Annotated in this window: 13 protein-coding genes; 3 read left to right on the top strand and 10 right to left on the bottom strand. The window is 71.2% G+C overall.

Features of this window, described 5'->3' with window-relative positions:
• Positions 1 to 2,834: BTAD domain-containing putative transcriptional regulator (locus EHS43_RS17615; protein WP_125191723.1), on the top strand; the 2,834-nt coding region annotated here is incomplete at its 5' end.
• A gap of 30 nt (positions 2,835 to 2,864) precedes the next feature.
• Here the strand turns inward: EHS43_RS17615 and EHS43_RS17610 are convergent.
• Positions 2,865 to 3,680 carry an ABC transporter permease gene (locus tag EHS43_RS17610; RefSeq protein ID WP_125191722.1) on the bottom strand — a complete coding sequence of 272 codons (816 nt, stop codon included), beginning with the start codon at positions 3,678 to 3,680 and terminating at the stop codon, positions 2,865 to 2,867.
• Positions 3,677 to 4,702 (bottom strand): ATP-binding cassette domain-containing protein, encoded by a 1,026-nt coding sequence (locus EHS43_RS17605; protein ID WP_125191721.1) that lies wholly within the window; start codon positions 4,700 to 4,702, stop codon positions 3,677 to 3,679. Before EHS43_RS17605 ends, EHS43_RS17610 begins: the two co-directional genes overlap by 4 nt.
• A gap of 10 nt (positions 4,703 to 4,712) precedes the next feature.
• Between EHS43_RS17605 and EHS43_RS17600 the strand changes: the two genes are divergently transcribed.
• Positions 4,713 to 5,156 carry a hypothetical protein gene (locus EHS43_RS17600; RefSeq protein WP_260470579.1) on the top strand — a complete coding sequence of 148 codons (444 nt, stop codon included), beginning with the start codon at positions 4,713 to 4,715 and terminating at the stop codon, positions 5,154 to 5,156.
• Positions 5,157 to 5,208: 52 nt separating this feature from the next.
• On the opposite strand, the gene EHS43_RS17595 is transcribed toward EHS43_RS17600, so the two are convergent.
• The 4 genes from EHS43_RS17595 to EHS43_RS17580 form a co-directional block, all read right to left on the bottom strand.
• Positions 5,209 to 6,429 (bottom strand): MFS transporter, encoded by a 1,221-nt coding sequence (locus tag EHS43_RS17595; protein WP_125191720.1) that lies wholly within the window; start codon positions 6,427 to 6,429, stop codon positions 5,209 to 5,211.
• A gap of 101 nt (positions 6,430 to 6,530) precedes the next feature.
• Entirely contained in the window at positions 6,531 to 7,580 is a 1,050-nt protein-coding gene (locus EHS43_RS17590) for an endonuclease/exonuclease/phosphatase family protein (RefSeq protein ID WP_125191719.1), read from the bottom strand.
• A 195-nt stretch (positions 7,581 to 7,775) separates the two neighbouring features.
• Complete coding sequence (locus EHS43_RS17585) at positions 7,776 to 8,399, bottom strand: TetR/AcrR family transcriptional regulator (RefSeq protein ID WP_125191718.1); 624 nt, start codon at positions 8,397 to 8,399, stop codon at positions 7,776 to 7,778.
• Between the two features lie 98 nt (positions 8,400 to 8,497).
• On the bottom strand, positions 8,498 to 10,084 hold the full coding sequence (locus EHS43_RS17580) for an MFS transporter (protein ID WP_125191717.1): 1,587 nt from the start codon (positions 10,082 to 10,084) through the stop codon (positions 8,498 to 8,500).
• A gap of 181 nt (positions 10,085 to 10,265) precedes the next feature.
• Between EHS43_RS17580 and panB the strand changes: the two genes are divergently transcribed.
• Positions 10,266 to 11,132 carry a 3-methyl-2-oxobutanoate hydroxymethyltransferase gene (panB, locus tag EHS43_RS17575; protein WP_125191716.1) on the top strand — a complete coding sequence of 289 codons (867 nt, stop codon included), beginning with the start codon at positions 10,266 to 10,268 and terminating at the stop codon, positions 11,130 to 11,132.
• Positions 11,133 to 11,463: 331 nt separating this feature from the next.
• Here the strand turns inward: panB and EHS43_RS17570 are convergent, their stop codons facing one another.
• The 4 genes from EHS43_RS17570 to EHS43_RS17555 all read right to left on the bottom strand — a co-directional run bounded on the left by EHS43_RS17570 (position 11,464) and on the right by EHS43_RS17555 (position 17,004).
• A complete protein-coding gene (locus tag EHS43_RS17570) occupies positions 11,464 to 13,500 on the bottom strand; it encodes an NAD(+) synthase (protein ID WP_125191715.1) in 2,037 nt (678 codons plus the stop codon).
• 151 nt (positions 13,501 to 13,651) lie between these two features.
• On the bottom strand, positions 13,652 to 15,592 hold the full coding sequence (locus EHS43_RS17565) for a protease pro-enzyme activation domain-containing protein (protein ID WP_125191714.1): 1,941 nt from the start codon (positions 15,590 to 15,592) through the stop codon (positions 13,652 to 13,654).
• Positions 15,593 to 15,733: 141 nt separating this feature from the next.
• Positions 15,734 to 16,336 (bottom strand): DUF305 domain-containing protein, encoded by a 603-nt coding sequence (locus EHS43_RS17560; RefSeq protein ID WP_260470578.1) that lies wholly within the window; start codon positions 16,334 to 16,336, stop codon positions 15,734 to 15,736.
• Between the two features lie 11 nt (positions 16,337 to 16,347).
• The gene (locus tag EHS43_RS17555; RefSeq protein WP_125191712.1) at positions 16,348 to 17,004 is read right to left on the bottom strand and encodes a DUF3105 domain-containing protein; all 657 of its coding nucleotides are present in this window, start codon (positions 17,002 to 17,004) and stop codon (positions 16,348 to 16,350) included.
• Positions 17,005 to 17,134 lie beyond the last annotated feature (130 nt).

Genomic DNA, 17,134 nt, shown 5'->3' with positions numbered 1-17,134 from the left:
GCCAGGCCGACCAGTGCCTGCCCGAACTGACCCCCCTGTGCGACGCCCACCCCCTCGACGAGCCCCTCCAGGCCCTGCGCCTGCGCGCCCTGCGGGACACCGGCCGCACGGCGGAGGCGCTGGCCGCCTACGAGTCCGTACGGCACCTGCTCGCGGACCGGCTGGGGGTGGATCCCGGGGCCGAACTGCGTTCGCTGCACCAGGAGTTGCTGCGACCGGAGCCCTCCCGTGCGGACCGGGGGGTACGTGACGCCGACGCCGAGGCCCGTTCTCACGGCCGCGCCCCGGCCGCCCCGCACCCGACCGCGCCCGCCTCCTCCGGCAACCTCCGCGCCCGGCTCACCTCCTTCGTCGGCCGGGAGGCCGACATCGATGCCATCCGGGGCGACCTCGTGACCGCGCGGCTGGTCACGCTGCTCGGGCCCGGCGGGGCCGGCAAGACCCGGCTCTCGCAGGAGGCCGCCGAGGCCGTGGGGGACGTGGTGCGCGACGGCGTGTGGCTGGCCGAACTCGCGCCGGTCGACGACCCGGACGCCGTGGCCGAGGCCGTGCTCACCGCCGTCGGCGCCCGCGAGACCGTGCTGTACGGCGCCGGTGCCGAGGCGATGCGCGCCGCCGGGAGCGAGCGGCTCGACGACCCCGTCGAGCGGCTCGCCGAGCACTGCGGCCGGCGCAGCATGCTGCTGATCCTCGACAACTGCGAGCACGTGGTCGAGGCGGCCGCCCGGCTGGCGGAGATGCTTCTGGAGCGCTGTCCGGGGCTGACCGTCCTGGCCACCAGCCGTGAACCCCTGGGCGTACCCGGGGAGTTGCTGCGCCCGGTGGAGCCGCTGCCCGAGCCGGTCGCGCTGCGGCTGCTCGCCGACCGGGGCGCCGCCGCCCGGCCCGGATTCCGGGTCGACGCCGACGAGGAGACCGCGGAGGCCTGTGCCGAGATCTGCCGGCGCCTGGACGGACTGCCCCTCGGCATCGAGCTCGCCGCCGCCCGGCTGCGGATGCTGACGCCCCGTCAGATCGCCGACCGGCTCGACGACCGCTTTCGGCTGCTCACCTCCGGCAGCCGTACCGTGCTGCCCCGCCAGCAGACCCTCAGGGCCGTCGTCGACTGGTCCTGGGACCTGCTGGACGAGGAGGAACGGGACGTCCTGCGGCGGCTGTCGGTCTTCGCCGGCGGCTGCGACCTGGCCGCCGCCGAGGCCGTGTGCGGCCCCGCCGCGCTGGACGCCCTCGGCTCCCTCGTCGACAAGTCCCTCGTGGTGGCGGCCCCTTCGGGAGACGGCGAGATGCGCTACCGGCTCCTGGAGACCGTCGGCGAGTACGCCGGCGAGCGCCTCGACGAGACGGACGGCGCCCGTGCCGACGCCGAGCGCGCGCATCTGACGTACTACCGCGAACTCGCCCGCACCACCGACCCGTTGCTGCGCGGCCGGGGCCAACTGGCCGCCATCGAGCGCCTGGAGCGCGAGTACGAGAACCTGCGCACCGCCCTGCGCCGGGCCGTGGCCGACCGCGACGAGCAGGAAGGGCTGTGCCTGGTCCTGTCGCTCGCCTGGTACTGGCAGATGCGCGACCTGCGCATCGAGGCCCGCAACTGGTCCCGCGAGGTCCAGGCCCTGGGCCCCGACCCCTTCACCGAGCCGGTCCGCCCGGCCGCGCCGGTGTGGGAGCGCTGCACCGACACCCCGCCGCCGTGGGCCGGCGAGGTGCTGGAGGAGGCCAGGCGAGGCGCCCACCTCGTCCATCTCGCCTGCATGGACACCGAGTTGGACGCCTGGCAGAACCAGCACGCGCAGGCCAAGCTGCGCTCCATCGCCGCCACCTACGAGCCCGGCATGGCACAGACCTGCCGGATGCCGGGATCGCTCTGGTTCTTCGCCATCATGCTCACCGGGGACATGGACCGGCTGCGGGACGTCATCGCGGCGACCGTCGACACCTGCCGGACCACTCCGGGCTACGAGTGGGAGCTCGCGGCGGCCCTCCAGTGGCGGGCCAACCTGCTCGCCAACCGCTCCGACTGGGCCGGCGACGCCATCCAGGACGCCGAGGAGGCGCTGGCGATCTACGAGCGGCTGGGCGATGTGTGGGGGACCGCCGAGGCGCTCTCCGCACGCGCCGAGGCCCATGAGCGCAAGGGGAAGTGGCGCGCGGCCGCCGACGACTACGAGCGGGCGATCGCGCGGGCCGAGGAACTCGGTGCCCGCGCCCAGAAGTTGGTGCTCAACGCCCGGCTGGGCAGCGTGCTGCTGGAGAACGGTGACGCCGAGCGCAGCGAGGCGCTGCTGCGCGAGGTGATCGCCGACCAGGACGGCGTCCGCAACGAGGCCATGCCCGCCTCCCGGCTGTTCCTCGCCGGCCTGCTCGGCCTGACCGGCCGCATCCCCGAGGCGCGGGAACAACTCCGGCTGCTGCGGCAGCAGTTCGGCATCGCCCACTTCGTCATCTTCGACGCCTTCATCCTCGGCTCGGAGGCCTGGCTGGAGGCGATGGACGGGCGCCACGACGAGTGTCTGCGGCTGGTCCGCCGGGCGCTGGACAAGTCCGAGGACCCCCTGGCCCTGACCATCGCCCCCCATATGCGCACCATGTACCTGCACATCGCCGCGCTCGCCCTCGCCGGGGCCGACGGCGGCGCCCGCGCCCGGGACGGCGCCCGCTGTCTGTGGGCCGGGGACGCGCTGCTGCCGTCCGGCCACGCCCCGACGACCATCGAGCGCACCCTGCGCGGCAAGGCCGAGCGGGACCTGCGCGCGGTCCTCGGCGACGCGGCCTACGCGTCGGCGTACGCGGAGGGCGGCGGCCTCTCCCCGAAGGAGGCCGCCGCCCTGGTGTGACGCGCACCGACGCCTGGTGGTCCGGGCCGGTCAGCTCTTCGTGCGGAACTTGTGGATGGCGTACGGCGCCGCCACCGCCGTGATCGCCGCCGACCAGCCGAGCGTCACCCACAGGTCGTGCGCGACCGGGCCGCCCACCATCAGGCCACGGGCCGCGTCGGCGAGCGTGGACAGCGGGTTGTAGTCGGTGAAGTGCTGGAGCCAGCCCGGCATCGAGGCGGTCGGCGCGAAGATCGACGAGCCGAACTGGAGCGGGAACAGCACCAGGAAGCCCATCGCCTGCACGGACTGCGCGTTCTTCAGGACCACGCCCAGGGTGAGGAACACCCACATGATCGAGGAGGCGAACACGGCGGACAGGCCGACCGCCGCGAACAGCCCCGCCCAGTGGTTGATGTCGAAGCCGACCAGGACGGCGACGATCATCAGCACGGTGGTCGCGAACAACATCCGCAGCAGTTCCACCGAGATCTTCGCGAACAGCACCGAGCCGCGCCCGATGGGCAGGGACCGGAACCGGTCCATGACACCGGAGTTGAAGTCCTGGCTGAAGCCGGTGCCGACGCCCTGGGACAGGGTCATGCTCATCATCGCGATCATGCCCGGGATGACGTACTGGACGTATCCGTCCTGTCCGCCGCCCAGGGCCTGTCCGATCGAGCCGCCGAAGACGTACACGAACAGCAGGGTGAAGACGACCGGCATCAGCAGGGCGTCGAACATCGACTCCGGGTCCTGCTTGATCCACAGCAGGTTGCGGCGGACGAGGGCGCCGGTGTGCCGCAGGTGCCCGCGCAGCGGGATCCGGGCGTCGGCGTCGGCGATCGTGGCGGTTGCGGCGCTCATACGGCGACCTCCTCGCGGGTGTCGGTGGGGACGGCGTCCTGCGGGGCACTGGCACGGTGGCCGGTGAGGGACAGGAACACCTCGTCCAGGCTGGGCAGTTCGGTGCTGATGGAGGAGAGGGTGACCCCGCGCGCGGTGACCGCGCCGACCACGGCGGTCAGCTGCTCGTCGCTGAGGATCGGGACGATCACGGTGCCGCCCTCGACGTCCACGGTGGAGGTGGCGAGCCCGGTGATGCCGAGCTCGTCGATCCATCCGGCGAGCGGCTGGAGCTGCAGCGGATCCACGGGCCGTACCCGCAGCGAGCGTCCGCCGACCTTCGCCTTCAGCTCCTCGATGGCGCCGGACGCGATGACCTTGCCGTGGTCCACGACGGTCAGCTCGGAGGCGAGCTGCTCGGCCTCCTCCATGTACTGGGTGGTCAGCAGGACCGTGACGCCGTCCCCGACCATCCGCTTGACCTCGTCCCACACCTCGTTGCGGGTGCGCGGGTCGAGACCGGTGGTGGGCTCGTCCAGGAACAGCACCTGGGGGCGCCCGATCATGGAGGCGGCGAGGTCGAGGCGGCGCCGCATGCCGCCGGAGTAGGTGCTCGCGGGCCGCTTCGCGGCGTCCGTCAGCGAGAAGCGCTCCAGCAGCTCGTCGGCACGGCCGCGGGCCTCCTTGCGGGGCAGGTCGAGCAGCCGCCCGATCATGTACAGGTTCTCCCAGCCGGGCAGCTTCTCGTCCACCGAGGCGTACTGCCCGGTGAGGCCGATGACCCGCCGCAGCTGCCGGGGCTGCCGTAGGACGTCGTAGCCGGCGACGGTCGCCGCCCCCGCGTCGGGGGAGAGAAGGGTGGAGAGAATGCGTACGAGGGTGGTCTTGCCGGCGCCGTTCGGTCCGAGCACACCCATCACCGTGCCCTCGCGCACGTCCAGGTCGACGCCGTCCAGCGCCTTGGTCTCGCCGTAGTGCTTGACCAGCCCCCGCACGGAAACGGCGGAGCCCCCGCTCTCGGGGTTCTTGTCGATTCGCGTCATACCGAGGACAGTGCCAGCCCCCACCGACAAACCACCGACAGGTCGCCGACAGGGCTCCACAGGTCACCGACAGACCCGCCGGGCGGAGCGTGCCGAGGAGCGGCGGCAGCAGATCGCGGTGTCGCAGGCCCGGCGCGCGGAGCGCCTGGCCCTGCTGGAACGCTTCATCGAGGTCAGCGCGGAGGCGGAACGCGCCGCCTACTCCCGCCCCGCAGACCACGAGCACACCGACCCCTGGTTCCTCACGACCAGCGAGGCGATGAACCGCCTGTGGGTGGCCGAGCGCCTCGTCCGCGTCCAGTTCCCCCTCCCGGTCCACCAGGCGGCCCGCGCGCACTTCCTCGACCTCAACCGGACGGTGCGGGAAGGCCTGCCGGAGGGCGAGAGCGTCCGGGACCACCTGGAGGCCAACCGGCCGGCGTTCCTGGACGCGGCGCGGGAGACGCTGGAGTGAGCGAAGGGGGGCGCCCGGAGATCTCCGGGCGCCCCCCTCGTCGTACGACCGCTCAGTGGCGCACTGCCTCCGCGTGCCGCGGCACGTGTGCGGCGACCAGGCGTTCGCGGCCGGCCGGGGCGTCCACGCGCCGCCGGTCCACGACCGCCGCCACCGCCGCGACGCCGAGGCCGAGGACGGCCAGGGCCGCGCCCGTCAGTGCCGGAGACGTCGCGCCGAGGCCCGCGGCCAGGGCGAGGCCGCCGATCCACGCGCCGCCGGCGTTGGCCAGGTTGAAGGCGGCCTGGTTGGCGGAGGAGGCCAGGGAGGGAGCGGCCTGCGCCTTCTCCATGACCATCAGCTGCAGCGGGGAACCGGTGACGAAGGCCGCCGTGCCGAGGAGGACCACCGCGACCGCCGCGCTCCACTGCGTGGACATCAGCGCCGGGAACAGCGCCAGGACCACGACCAGCGAGGTCAGGCCGCCGAACAGGGTGCCGCGCAGCGAGTGGTCGGCGAGCCGTCCGCCGAGCAGGTTGCCGGCCGTCGCGCCCACACCGAACAGGGCGAGCAGCAGCGTCACGCTGGAGTCGGCGTAGCCGGCCGCGTCCGTGAGCATCGGCGTGATGTAGCTGTAGGCCGCGAACAGTGCGCCGAAGCCGGCCACCGTCGTGCCGAGCGCCAGCCACACGGGCAGGGACTTCAGCGCGCCCAGTTCGCGGCGCAGGCCCACCGCCGGGGCGTGGGCGTGGTCGTGCGGGATGAGCAGGGCCAGGGAGGCTATCGCCGCCAGGCCGATCGCGCTGACCCCGAGGAAGGTCGCCCGCCAGCCCAGGTGCTGGCCCATGAGGGTGGCGACGGGCACGCCCGCGATGTTGGCGAGGGTCAGGCCGAGGAACATCAGCGACACCGAGCGGGCCTTGCGCTCCGGGGCCACCATGCCCGTGGCGACGACCGCGCCCACCCCGAAGAAGGCACCGTGCGGCAGACCGCTCAGAAAGCGGGCCGCGAGCAGCAGGTGCTCGTCGGGAGCGAGGGCGGAGAGCGCGTTGCCGGCCACGAACAGTCCCATCAGGCCGATGAGGACCTTGCGGCGGGACATCCGGGCGGTGACCGCGGCGAGCAGCGGGGCGCCGATCACCACGCCCAGCGCGTACGCCGAGACCAGGTGACCGGCGGTGGGGATGGAGATGCCCAGGTCGTCCGCGACATCGGGCAGCAGCCCCATCATCACGAATTCGGTGGTGCCGAGACCAAAAGCGCCGACGGCCAGTGCGAGCAGGGCCAAGGGCATGAAGAGCCGAGCCTTTCAGGGGAGAGCGGAGTTCCGTACGAGTGTATGTTCAAGTACGGAACAAACACGCCCGGGCCCGCTATTCCAAAGGCCCCCGCGGGCTACGAAGAGGTGGCGAGGCTCACTCGGGCCGCCACCGGCAGATGGTCGCTGCCGGTCTCGGGCAGCGTCCACGAACTCACCGGCTCCACGCCCTGCACCATGATCTGGTCGATCCGCGCCATCGGGAACGACGCCGGCCAGCTGAACCCGAAACCACTGCCCGCCGCGCCCTGGGTCGAGCGCATCTGGGAGGTGACGGCGTTGAGCGCGCGGTCGTTCATCGTGCCGTTGAGGTCGCCGAGCAGGATCTTGCGCGGGAGCTTCTCGTCGGCGATGGCCTCGCCCAGCGCGTCGGCGCTCTTGTCGCGCTGCCGGGCGGTGAACCCGGCCTCCATCTTCACCCGTACGGACGGCAGGTGGGCGACGTAGAACGCCACCCGGCCGTCCGGGGCGGCCACCGCGGCCCGCATGGCCCGGGTCCAGCCCAGCTTGATGTCGACGGACTTCACGCCGGTCAGCGGGTACTTGCTCCACAGCCCGACGGTGCCCTCGACCGCGTGGTACCGGTACGTCGACGCCAGCGCCTTCTCGTACACCGGCACCGCCGAGGCGGTCAGCTCCTCCAGGGCCACCACGTCCGCGCCGGAGGCGGCCACCTCCCGGGCGGTGCCGGACGGGTCGGCGTTGTCGGCGTTGACGTTGTGGGTGGCCACCGTGAGGTCGCCGCCGGTGCCGGACTTGTCGGAGAGCAGCCCGCCGAAGAGGTTCAGCCACACGGCCGCCGGGAGCACCACCGCGATCAGCGCGGTCGCGGACCTGCGCAGGAGGCCGAGCACGAGCAGCACCGGAACGAACACGCCGAGCCACGGCAGGAAGGTCTCGGTGAGACTGCCGAGGTTGCCGACGGCGTTGGGGATCTGCGCGTGCAGCAGCATCACCAGGGCGACGAGCACCGCCAGGGCGGCCAGCACGAGACCGCGGCGCCAGATCCGGCGGTCACCGCGCCAGCCGTCGAGCTGCCGCCCGAGCAGACGCCGGAGCCGGTCTCTGCGCCGCTCGGGTCCCGAGCCGCCGTCCGCCGTCTCCGTCACGTATGCCTGCTGCGCCATACCGTCGCCTCACTACCTGCCGTGCACACCGTTCGCCCCACTCGTGGGGCGTCGAACGCCCCGTACGACCCTAGGGGATGATCGGCTTCCGTCTCGTCGTCCCATGACGACCGTACGGGGGCGATGACGTACAAGTCGCCTCGGCGAGTTCCCGCGCACGCCGGGGAAAGCGCCCTCTGTGACGAAACGCGCACACTAGGAACTGACGGGGCGTAGACCTTCGAGAACGGAGTCGACGATCTGTTCGGACAGGCCCTCCGGCAGGGCGGCGTCGGGCTGCATGACGGTGCGGAACAACATGGGGCCGACCAACAGGTCGTTGAGCAACTCGATGTCGATGTCGGTGCGCAGCTCGCCGTTGGCCTGTCCCCGGCGCAGGATGGCGATCTGCTTGCGGCGCCGGGGCGCGACGACGATCGCGTGGTAGGCGTCCCAGACCCGCGGACTGCTCTTCATCTGGGCGAACACGCTGTGCAGCAGCGCCGAGGACCGGGTCATCAGCCCGCGCTGCCTCAACTGCTCCAGCAACGCAACGAGATCGTCGCGCATGGTGGTGCCGGGCAGTTCGGGGTCCGGGGGCTCGGTGGTGCGCACGACGTCGACGAAGAGCTCCTCCTTGCCGTTCCAGCGGCGGTAGATGGTGGCCTTGCCGACGCCCGCGGTCCGGGCGATGCGCTCGATGGACAGCTCCGCGAGCGGTACGCCGTCCTCCACCAGCTTGATGACGGCCTCGATGATGGACCGCTCCACGGCCTCGCTGCGGGGCCGCCCGCGCACGGCCCCCGGCTGCCTGGACCGACTTTCCACGAGGCCGCTCACGTCGCTTGGTCCTCCCTGTCCGATGAAGTGATTATCCCTGCTCCACGGCCGGGCCACAGGACGGTGTCCGGCCGTCACCGGCCGGCCACCGCCTCCGGTCACTCGCCCGCGCGAACCAACTCCTGCTCCTCCTGGCCCGGCTGACGTTCCGCCGGGCGGCCCGGCAGGAACACGGCCACCACCACGGCGCCGACCAGCGCCACACCGGCCCCGCACAGCGCGGTCACGTGCATCGCGTGCAGGAAGGCGTCGTTGGCCGGGCCGACCAGGGCGTCACCGCGGGGGCCGAGCTTCGCGGCGACGCCGAGGGTGGCCTCGATGGACTCGCCCGCGGTGTGCCGTACGCCCGCCGGAAGCAGTCCGAGGTGGGACTCGATGCCGTTGCGGTAGGCGGTGGACAGGACCGAGCCGAGCACGGCGATGCCGAGCGCGCCGCCGACCTGACGGAAGGTGTTGCTCAGGGCGGACGCGGAACCGGCCTTCTCGCGCGGCAGGGCCTGCATGATGACCACGCTGGTCGGCGTCATGATGTGTGCCATGCCGGTGCCCATCAGGAAGAAGATCACCTCGAGGAGCCAGATCGGGGTGTCCGCGTCCAGCACGGCGAACGCGCACAGCATCGCGGCGATCAGCAGCATGCCCCCGGTCGTGGTCGCCCGGTTGCCGAAGCGGTCCACGACCAGCCGGGCGCGCGGCGCGAAGATCAGCTGCGCGGCGGCCAGCGGAAGCATCAGCAGACCGGTCTGCAGCGGCGAGTAGCCGCGCACGCTCTGGGTGTAGAAGACCGAGAAGAAGGTCACGCCCATCAGCGCGAAGAACACCAGCCCTATGGCGCCGATCGCGGCCGAGAACACCTTGTTCTTGAAGTAGGTGACATCGATCGACGGGTGGTCGCTGCGCTTCTCGAACACCACGAACGCCACGAGCACGGCGAGTCCGGCACCGATGGTGGCGAGCACGGTCGCGTCCGTGAAGTCGGCGAGCTGGCCGCCCTTGATGATGCCGTAGACGAGCAGGACCAGTCCGATGACCGACAGCACGACGCCGACCGGGTCGATCCTGCCCGGGTTCGGGTCACGGGAGTCGGGCACCAGCCACAGCATCAGCGCGAGCGCGAGCACGACGATCGGCACGTTGATGAGGAAGACCGAGCCCCACCAGAAGTGGTCGAGGAGCACCCCGCCGGTGATCGGCCCGATGGCGATGGCGAGGCCGACGCCGCCGGCCCAGATGCCGATGGCCTTGGGCTGCTCGTCGCGCTCGAAGACGTTCATCAGGACGGCGAGCGTGGCCGGCATGACGAAGGCCGCGCCGAGGCCCATCAGCGCGCGGAAGGCGATGAGCTGGTCCGGCGAGCCGGAGAACGCGGCGAGGGCGGAACCGGCGCCGAACACGAACAGGCCGCCCAGCAGCACCTTCTTGCGGCCGAGCCGGTCGCCGAGCAGACCCGCGGTGAACAGCAGGCCGGCGAAGACAAGGGTGTAGGCGTTGATCGCCCACTCCAGCTCGCTCTGGGTGGCGCCCAGGCCGGTCGGCGCGGGGGTCGAGATCGTCTTGATCGCGACGTTGAGGATCGAGTTGTCGAGCACCACGATCAGCAGGCTCAGCATCAGTACGCCGAGGATCGCCCAGCGGCGCCGGTGCACCGCTTCCGGTACCCGGGAGTCAGGGACTGCGGTAGTCATGGGTCCGAGCGTAGCCCCATTACGATACGGCACCGTCTCGTATCGTAAGTCTTTGCCGAGACCTTACGTGCCGGAACGGTCACACCGCCCACCCCTGGCCCCGACCGGCACGAGGTGCCACCATGGAGGTGATCCGGGGACGCCGTGAGGGCGCCTCGAGATGACATAAGGAGCCGTTGCCATGACGCAGCTTTCGGCTGCCCCCAGCAAGCCTTCCGACGGCAGCAAGACGCTGTACGGGGGGAAGGGCACGCGCCGCATCACTGTCCGGGACATCGCCCTCGCCAAGGAACGCGGCGAGAAGTGGCCCATGCTCACCGCCTACGACGCCACCACCGCCTCCGTCTTCGACGAGGCCGGCATCCCCGTGATGCTCGTCGGCGACTCGGCGGGCAACTGCCATCTCGGGTACGAGACCACCGTGCCCGTCACCATGGACGAGATGACCATGCTGTCGGCGGCTGTCGTACGGGGCACCTCGCGCGCCCTGATCGTCGGCGACCTGCCCTTCGGTTCCTACCAGGAGGGTCCGGTGCAGGCGCTGCGCTCGGCGACCCGGCTGGTCAAGGAGGCGGGCGTCGGCGCGGTCAAGCTGGAGGGCGGCGAGCGCTCCCACGAGCAGATCAGGCTCCTCGTCGAGTCCGGCATCCCGGTCATGGCCCACATCGGCCTGACCCCCCAGTCCGTCAATGCCATGGGCTACCGCGTCCAGGGCCGTGGCGAGGAGGCGGCCCAGCAGCTGCTGCGGGACGCCAAGGCCGTGCAGGACGCGGGCGCGTTCGCGGTCGTCCTGGAGCTGGTCCCGGCGGAGCTCGCGGCCGAGGTCACCCGGGTGCTGCACATCCCGACGGTCGGGATCGGCGCGGGTCCCGAGACCGACGCGCAGGTCCTCGTCTGGACCGACATGCTCGGCCTGACCGGCGGGCGGGTCCCGAAGTTCGTCAAGCAGTACGCCGACCTGCGCGAGGTGATGACCGGCGCGGTCAAGGCCTTCGCGGAGGACGTCGTCGGCGGGACCTTCCCGCTGGAGGAGCACTCCGTCCACTAAGGCCCACGGGCCCCCAGAACCACAGTGGCACCAAGCGCCCCGCCGATCTTCCCCCGTCGGCGGGGCGCCCTCTGTCTCACCTGCGGAGTGACCCGCTGCCGCGCCTCGGCTAGGGCGTGTTGCGAAAGTCCCGCCTGCCTCGCGACGCCATGCACGCGCCCCCATCCTCGAACCTGCTGCGCAGGGCTCGGACGGGGGGACCCCCTTCGCCGCACCGGGCGAAAGCCCAAGTGCATCCAGTACGAGGGCTTCCGCCCGGCACGCCGAGAGCACGCACCTGACGCCGCGAGGCCCGCCCTTCGGGCGAACGACGGGACTTTCGCAACACGCCCTAGTCGAACCTCTTCAGGTCCCGCAGCCACGCCTCCGCCGAACTGTCCGACGGCGCCCGCCAGTCACCGCGGGGCGACAGCGAACCGCCCGCCGACACCTTCGGCCCGTTCGGCATGGCCGAGCGCTTGAACTGGGCGAAGGCGAAGAAGCGCCGGCAGAAGACCTCCAGCCAGCGCCGGATCTCCGGCAGGTCGTACGTCACGCGCTTGGCCTCGGGGAAGTTCGGCGGCCAGTCACCGGTCTTCTCGTCGTGCCAGGCGTGCCAGGCCAGGAAGGCGATCTTCGAGGGCCGGAAGCCGTAGCGCAGGACGTGGAAGAGCGTGAAGTCGTGCAGCGCGTACGGGCCGATCTTCGACTCGGTGGACTGCATCTCCTCGCCCGGCACGAGCTCCGGACTGATCTCGGTGTCGAGGATCGCGGCGAGGACGGCCCCGGTCTCCGCGTCGAACTGCTCGCTGCTGATGACCCAGCGGATCAGATGCTGCATCAGCGTCTTCGGCACGCCCGAGTTGACGTTGTAGTGGCTCATCTGGTCGCCCACGCCGTACGTGGACCAGCCGAGCGCCAGCTCGGAGAGGTCGCCGGTGCCGAGCACGATGCCGCCGCGCTGGTTGGCCAGCCGGAACAGGTAGTCGGTGCGCAGTCCCGCCTGGACGTTCTCGAAGGTGACGTCGTACACCGGCTCGCCGGAGGCGAAGGGATGGTCCATCTCCTTCAGCATGAGCCGCGCGGTCGGCGTGATGTCCAGTTCGGCCGCGGTGACGCCGAGGGCCCGCATCAGCCGGTGGGCGTTGCCCTTGGTGTGGTCGCTGGTGGCGAAACCGGGCAGCGTCCAGGCCAGGATGTCGCTGCGCGGGCGGCCGGCGCGGTCCATCGCGCGGGCGGCCACGATCAGCGCGTGCGTGGAGTCCAGGCCCCCGGAGACCCCGATGACCACCTTCGGGCCGCCGATCGCCGCGAGCCGCTGCTGGAGCCCGGCGACCTGGATGTTGTAGGCCTCGTAGCAGTCCTGGGCGAGCCGGTTCGCGTCGGCCGGCACGAACGGGAAGCGCTCCAGACGGCGCCTGAGGCCCAGGTCGCCGGCCGGCGGGTCGAGCTCGAAGGAGACCGTCCGGAAGTCGTTGGTCCGCACCTGGTGGGTGCGCCGGTTCTCGTCGAACGTGCCCATCCGCATCCGCTCCTGCCGCAGCAGGTCCAGGTCCACGTCGGCCACCGCGTACTCGTCGCCCTGCGGGAAGCGGTCCGTCTCGGCCAGCAGCACGCCGTTCTCGTAGACCATGGCCTGGCCGTCCCAGGACAGGTCGGTGGTCGACTCGCCGAGTCCGGCCGCCGCGTAGACGTACGCCGAGAGGCAGCGCGAGGACGCCGAACGGCACAGCAGCTTGCGGTCCTCGGCCCGCCCGACCGTGATCGGGCTGCCGGAGAGGTTGACCAGGACGGTCGCGCCGGCGAGCGCGGCCTCGGCGCTGGGCGGCACCGGCACCCACATGTCCTCGCAGATCTCCGCGTGCAGCACGAGCCCCGGGACGTCGGCCGCCTCGAACAGCAGGTCCACGCCGAACGGCACGGCCGTGCCGCCCACGCGGATCGAGCCGCCGCGCTCGTCGGCGCCGTCACCGATCTGCCGACGCTCGTAGAACTCGCGGTAGTTGGGCGGATACGACTTCGGTACGACACCGAGGACCCGGCCGCGGTGCACGATCACCGCGCAGTTGTAGACCCGGTTGCGGTGGCGCAGCGGGGCGCCGACGACCAGCACCGGGAGCAGTCCGGCCGACCCGGCGACCACCTGCGCGAGCGCCCTCTCGACCTCGTCGAGCAGCGCGTCCTGGAGCAGCAGGTCCTCGATGGAGTAGCCGCACAGCCCCAGCTCCGGGAAGACCGCGACGGCGACCCCCTCCTCGGAGCACCGGCGCGCGTGCCGCAGTACCGCTTCGGCGTTGGCGGGCGGGTCCGCGATGACGGTGTGACCCGTACACGCCGCGACGCGTGCGAACCCGTGCTGATAGATGGACCAGAAGGTCGAGGCAGTCACGGGATCAGTGTAATCGTCAGAGCGACGCTATAGAGGGCGGGGGACCGGCCGCCACCGCGACCCGGTGTGGGGACGGTGGACGGGACGGACGAGGGGCCCGGCCCCGAAGGTGCGAACCTCCGGGACCGGGCCCCTGCGGGCGTACGTCCGGTCAGTGCCGGCCGAACGACTGCACGTAACCGTTCGCGGGCGTACCCACGCCCGTCACGTCGTCGTAGCCCTTGACCGCGGACAGCGAGCTGTCCTTGCCGAGGCTGCGGACCGAGGTGCTCAACCCACCGGTGGCGTCATAGCCGTTGATGAAGTCGACGCGGGCCACCGCGAGGCCGGAGCCGGTCGGGTTGTCCGTGACGTCGTGGTACACCCGGGACCCGAACTTCGAGTAGATCGACGGGTTGGCGAAGCCGAGCGCCTTGCCGCCGGCCGCCTGCTGCGCCAGCGCCTGCACGGCCGCGATCACCGGCGAGGCCAGAGAGGTGCCGCCGATGCGGTACTCGCTGTACTGCTGCGAGCCGTCGGGGAAGGTCTGCGTCTGCCCCACCAGGAAACCGGTGTTCGGGTCGGCGATCGCGGAGATGTCCGGGACCACGCGGTTGCCGGCGGCGTTGTTGGCCGTGGCGAGCGCGTTCGGGACGACACCCTTCTGGTAGTAGGGCTCGGCGACCGTCTTGCTCGTGCCGCCGCCCGCGCCCGAGGTGAACGCCCCGGGGAAGCCCGTCCAGCTCTTGCCGTCCGCGGACAGCGTGGCCTTCTCGGTGCCCCAGCCGGTCTCCCACAGGTACTTGTCGCCCTTGCCGACCGCCAGCGAGGTACCGCCGACCGCCGTCACCCACGCCGAGTTGGCCGGGGTGTCGACCTGCTTCACACCGGTGTTGGCGACCTCGTCGCCGTTGTCGCCGGAGGAGAAGTAGAAGCCGATGCCCTCGACCGCGCCGAACTGGAAGACCTGGTCGTAGGCGGCCGCGAGGTCGGGCGTCTGGTTGGCCTCGATGTCGCCCCAGGAGTTGGAGACGATGTCGGCCAGGTGGTTGTCGACGACCTTGCTGAGCGAGTCGAGCAGATCGTCGTCGTAGCAGGACGCGGCACCCACGTACGTGATGTTCGCGGCCGGCGCGACCGCGTGCACGGCCTCGACGTCGAGGGTCTCCTCGCCGTACCAGCCGGCCGCCCCGCACTCCTCGGTCTTCGTGTAGTTCTTCGGCAGGACCTGCTTGAGCTGGCTGCTGCTGTAGGCCGCATCGCCGTTCTTCTTCGCGTAGGTGGCCGCGTCGAAGGCGATGGTCGGGGAGGCGTAGGCGTCGGTGATGGCGACACGCACCCCCTTGCCGGTGTACGTGCCCGCCCCGTAGGCGGCGCGCAGCTGCTTGCCCGTGTAGCCCTTGATCGCGTACGGGATCTTCGAGCCGTAGGCCTCGGGCAGCGTGCTCGCGATCTTCGAGCCGTAGTACGAGGAGAACGGTCCGGCGTTCTTGAACACGGCGTCCGGCGGCGGCAGTTGGTCCTTGCTGCTCGCCTTGTGCGGTGCGTTGTCCAGGCCGGTGACGGTCAGGACGGCACCGTCCAGAGCGGCCGGCGCGGAGGCCGACCTGGCCGGGGCGCGGTAGGTCTTCGAGCCCTTGGTGTAGTTGTGCAGCTGGGTTCCGAAGGCCTTCTCGGCGGCGGCCACGTCACCGGTGACGGAGACGTAGTGCTGCGAGACGCCCGTGACCTTCAGACCCGCCGACTCCAGCCAGGACTTCACCGCGGCGACCTGCGCCTTGGTGGCACCGAAGCGGGCCTGCGCCTGCTTGGCGCTCAGGAACCTGCCGTACGACGCGGAGGCGGGGTCGGACACCGACTTCGCGTAGGCGGCGAGACCGGCGGCGTTCTTGCCGGCGAGGTAGACCCGGGCGGAGACCTGGGCGCTGTCCGAGGCGGCGCCCTTGTCGGCCTTGGCGGTGGCCCACGCGGGCTTGGTCCCGGCCAGCGTGTCACGGTTCGGGCTGTCCGCGGCGTGGGCCGCGGGTATACCGAGCGCCAGTGCGCCCGCGAGCATCGGCAGTGTCGCCGCCATGCTCACACCGGCGCGGAATGTGGCGCGGTTGGATCTCATGGAACCCCCTGGATGCGGTTCGTCGCGAGTGATCACTCGACGGTGGCCACTCTTGCGACGAACCCTTCATGCAAGGGGAATGGGCATGCCAAGAGGAGCCCAATTAACCTAATGAGAAAGGCTGGTTCGAGGGTTAACCCTCTATGATCGCGGCTTTGCGCCCCGTTCCTTCAGCATTCCCGCCATCAGATCGATCTCCGACTGCTGCGCGTCGACCATCCCCTGCGCGAGCCGCTTCTCCACACCGACCGTGCACTTCTGCGCACAGCCCTTCGCCATGTGGATGCCGCCCTGGTGATGGTCCGTCATCAGCTGGAGGTAGAAGATCTCGGCCTGCTTGCCGTTGAGCGTGCCCAGCTTCTTCATCTCGCCGGTGGTCGCCATGCCCGGCATCAGCGAACCCTCGCCGGCCGACGGCATGTCACCCATGTCCATCCACGTCATCGGCGGATCCGCCGACACCTTCGGCAGCCGCCACAGATCCAGCCAGCCCAGCAGCATGCCGCGCTGGTTGGCCTGCGTCTGCGCGATGTCGTAGGCGAGGCGCCGGACTTCGGCGTCCTTGGTGCGGTCGCGCACGATGTACGACATCTCGACGGCCTGCTGGTGGTGCACGGCCATGTCACGCGCGAAACCCGCGTCCGCGGACGCGGCGGTTGGGGCCCCGTCCGATCCGTCGCCCTCGGCCACGGCGTAGGTGATCGCGCCCGCCGCGACGAGCACGCCCGCCACGGCCACGGCCACTCCCGCGTACCTCACTGGCCCAGACCACCCGTGCACGCCGCGCCCGGCTCGGGCGTCTGGTCGCCCTGCACGAACTTCTCGAAGAACTTGTCGACGTTCGGGTCCTTCGCCCCCGTCACGGTCCGCTGGTGGCCCCACGCCGACAGCATGATCGGGTCCTTTTGCTTGTCGTCCGGGCTCATCAGCGTGTACGGCGTCTTCTTCACCTTCGCCGCGAGCGCGTCCACGTCGGCCTTCTTGGCCGCGCTGGTGTACGTCACCCAGACCGCGCCGTGCTCCAGCGAGTGCACGGCGTGCATGGTGCCGATCGCCTTGGTGTAGACGTCGCCGTTGCAGTTCATCCAGACCTGGTTGTGGTCGCCGCCGACCGGGGGCTCCATCGGGTAGCTCACGGTCTTGGCCACGTGGTTGCGGCCCAGCGTGCCCTTCCAGGTCTTCACGCCGTCCGAGCCCGTGACGAAGTGCCCCTTGCTCTTGCCGTCGGCCGCGGTGTCGTCGGACTGCGACTGCACCAGCACGATGGAACCGACGACCAGACCGGCGACGACGACCACGGCGGCGCCGATGGTGAGGATCCGGTTGCGGCGCTCCCGGGACTGCTCGGCGCGCCGCATCTCCTCTATGCGCGCCTTGCGTGCCGCTGCGGTGCTCTTCTTGGCGGAACCCATGAGGTGTGTCCTTCTGGGGGAAAGGGGCGGGACGTATGGTGACGATCGGTCCGCTGATCGTAGTGGGGCCGGGGCGGCTTCTCGTAGGGAGCCCGCAGAAACCGGGGACGCGGGGTGAGACGGGGAGGGC

The sequence above is a fragment of the Streptomyces sp. RP5T genome (assembly GCF_003933965.1).
GTDB lineage: Bacteria > Actinomycetota > Actinomycetes > Streptomycetales > Streptomycetaceae > Streptomyces.
The sequence above is the reverse complement of the archived record's forward strand: the minus strand, read 5'-3'. Positions and strand labels throughout refer to the sequence as shown.

Coding starts and splice junctions, on each gene's coding strand:
- EHS43_RS17580 (WP_125191717.1), bottom strand. CDS start 10,084: ATGACTACCGCAGTCCCTGACTCCCGGGTACCGGAAGCGGTGCACCGG.
- EHS43_RS17565 (WP_125191714.1), bottom strand. CDS start 15,592: ATGAGATCCAACCGCGCCACATTCCGCGCCGGTGTGAGCATGGCGGCG.
- EHS43_RS17555 (WP_125191712.1), bottom strand. CDS start 17,004: ATGGGTTCCGCCAAGAAGAGCACCGCAGCGGCACGCAAGGCGCGCATA.
- EHS43_RS17590 (WP_125191719.1), bottom strand. CDS start 7,580: ATGGCGCAGCAGGCATACGTGACGGAGACGGCGGACGGCGGCTCGGGA.
- EHS43_RS17595 (WP_125191720.1), bottom strand. CDS start 6,429: ATGCCCTTGGCCCTGCTCGCACTGGCCGTCGGCGCTTTTGGTCTCGGC.
- EHS43_RS17605 (WP_125191721.1), bottom strand. CDS start 4,702: ATGACGCGAATCGACAAGAACCCCGAGAGCGGGGGCTCCGCCGTTTCC.
- EHS43_RS17610 (WP_125191722.1), bottom strand. CDS start 3,680: ATGAGCGCCGCAACCGCCACGATCGCCGACGCCGACGCCCGGATCCCG.
- panB (WP_125191716.1), top strand. CDS start 10,266: ATGACGCAGCTTTCGGCTGCCCCCAGCAAGCCTTCCGACGGCAGCAAG.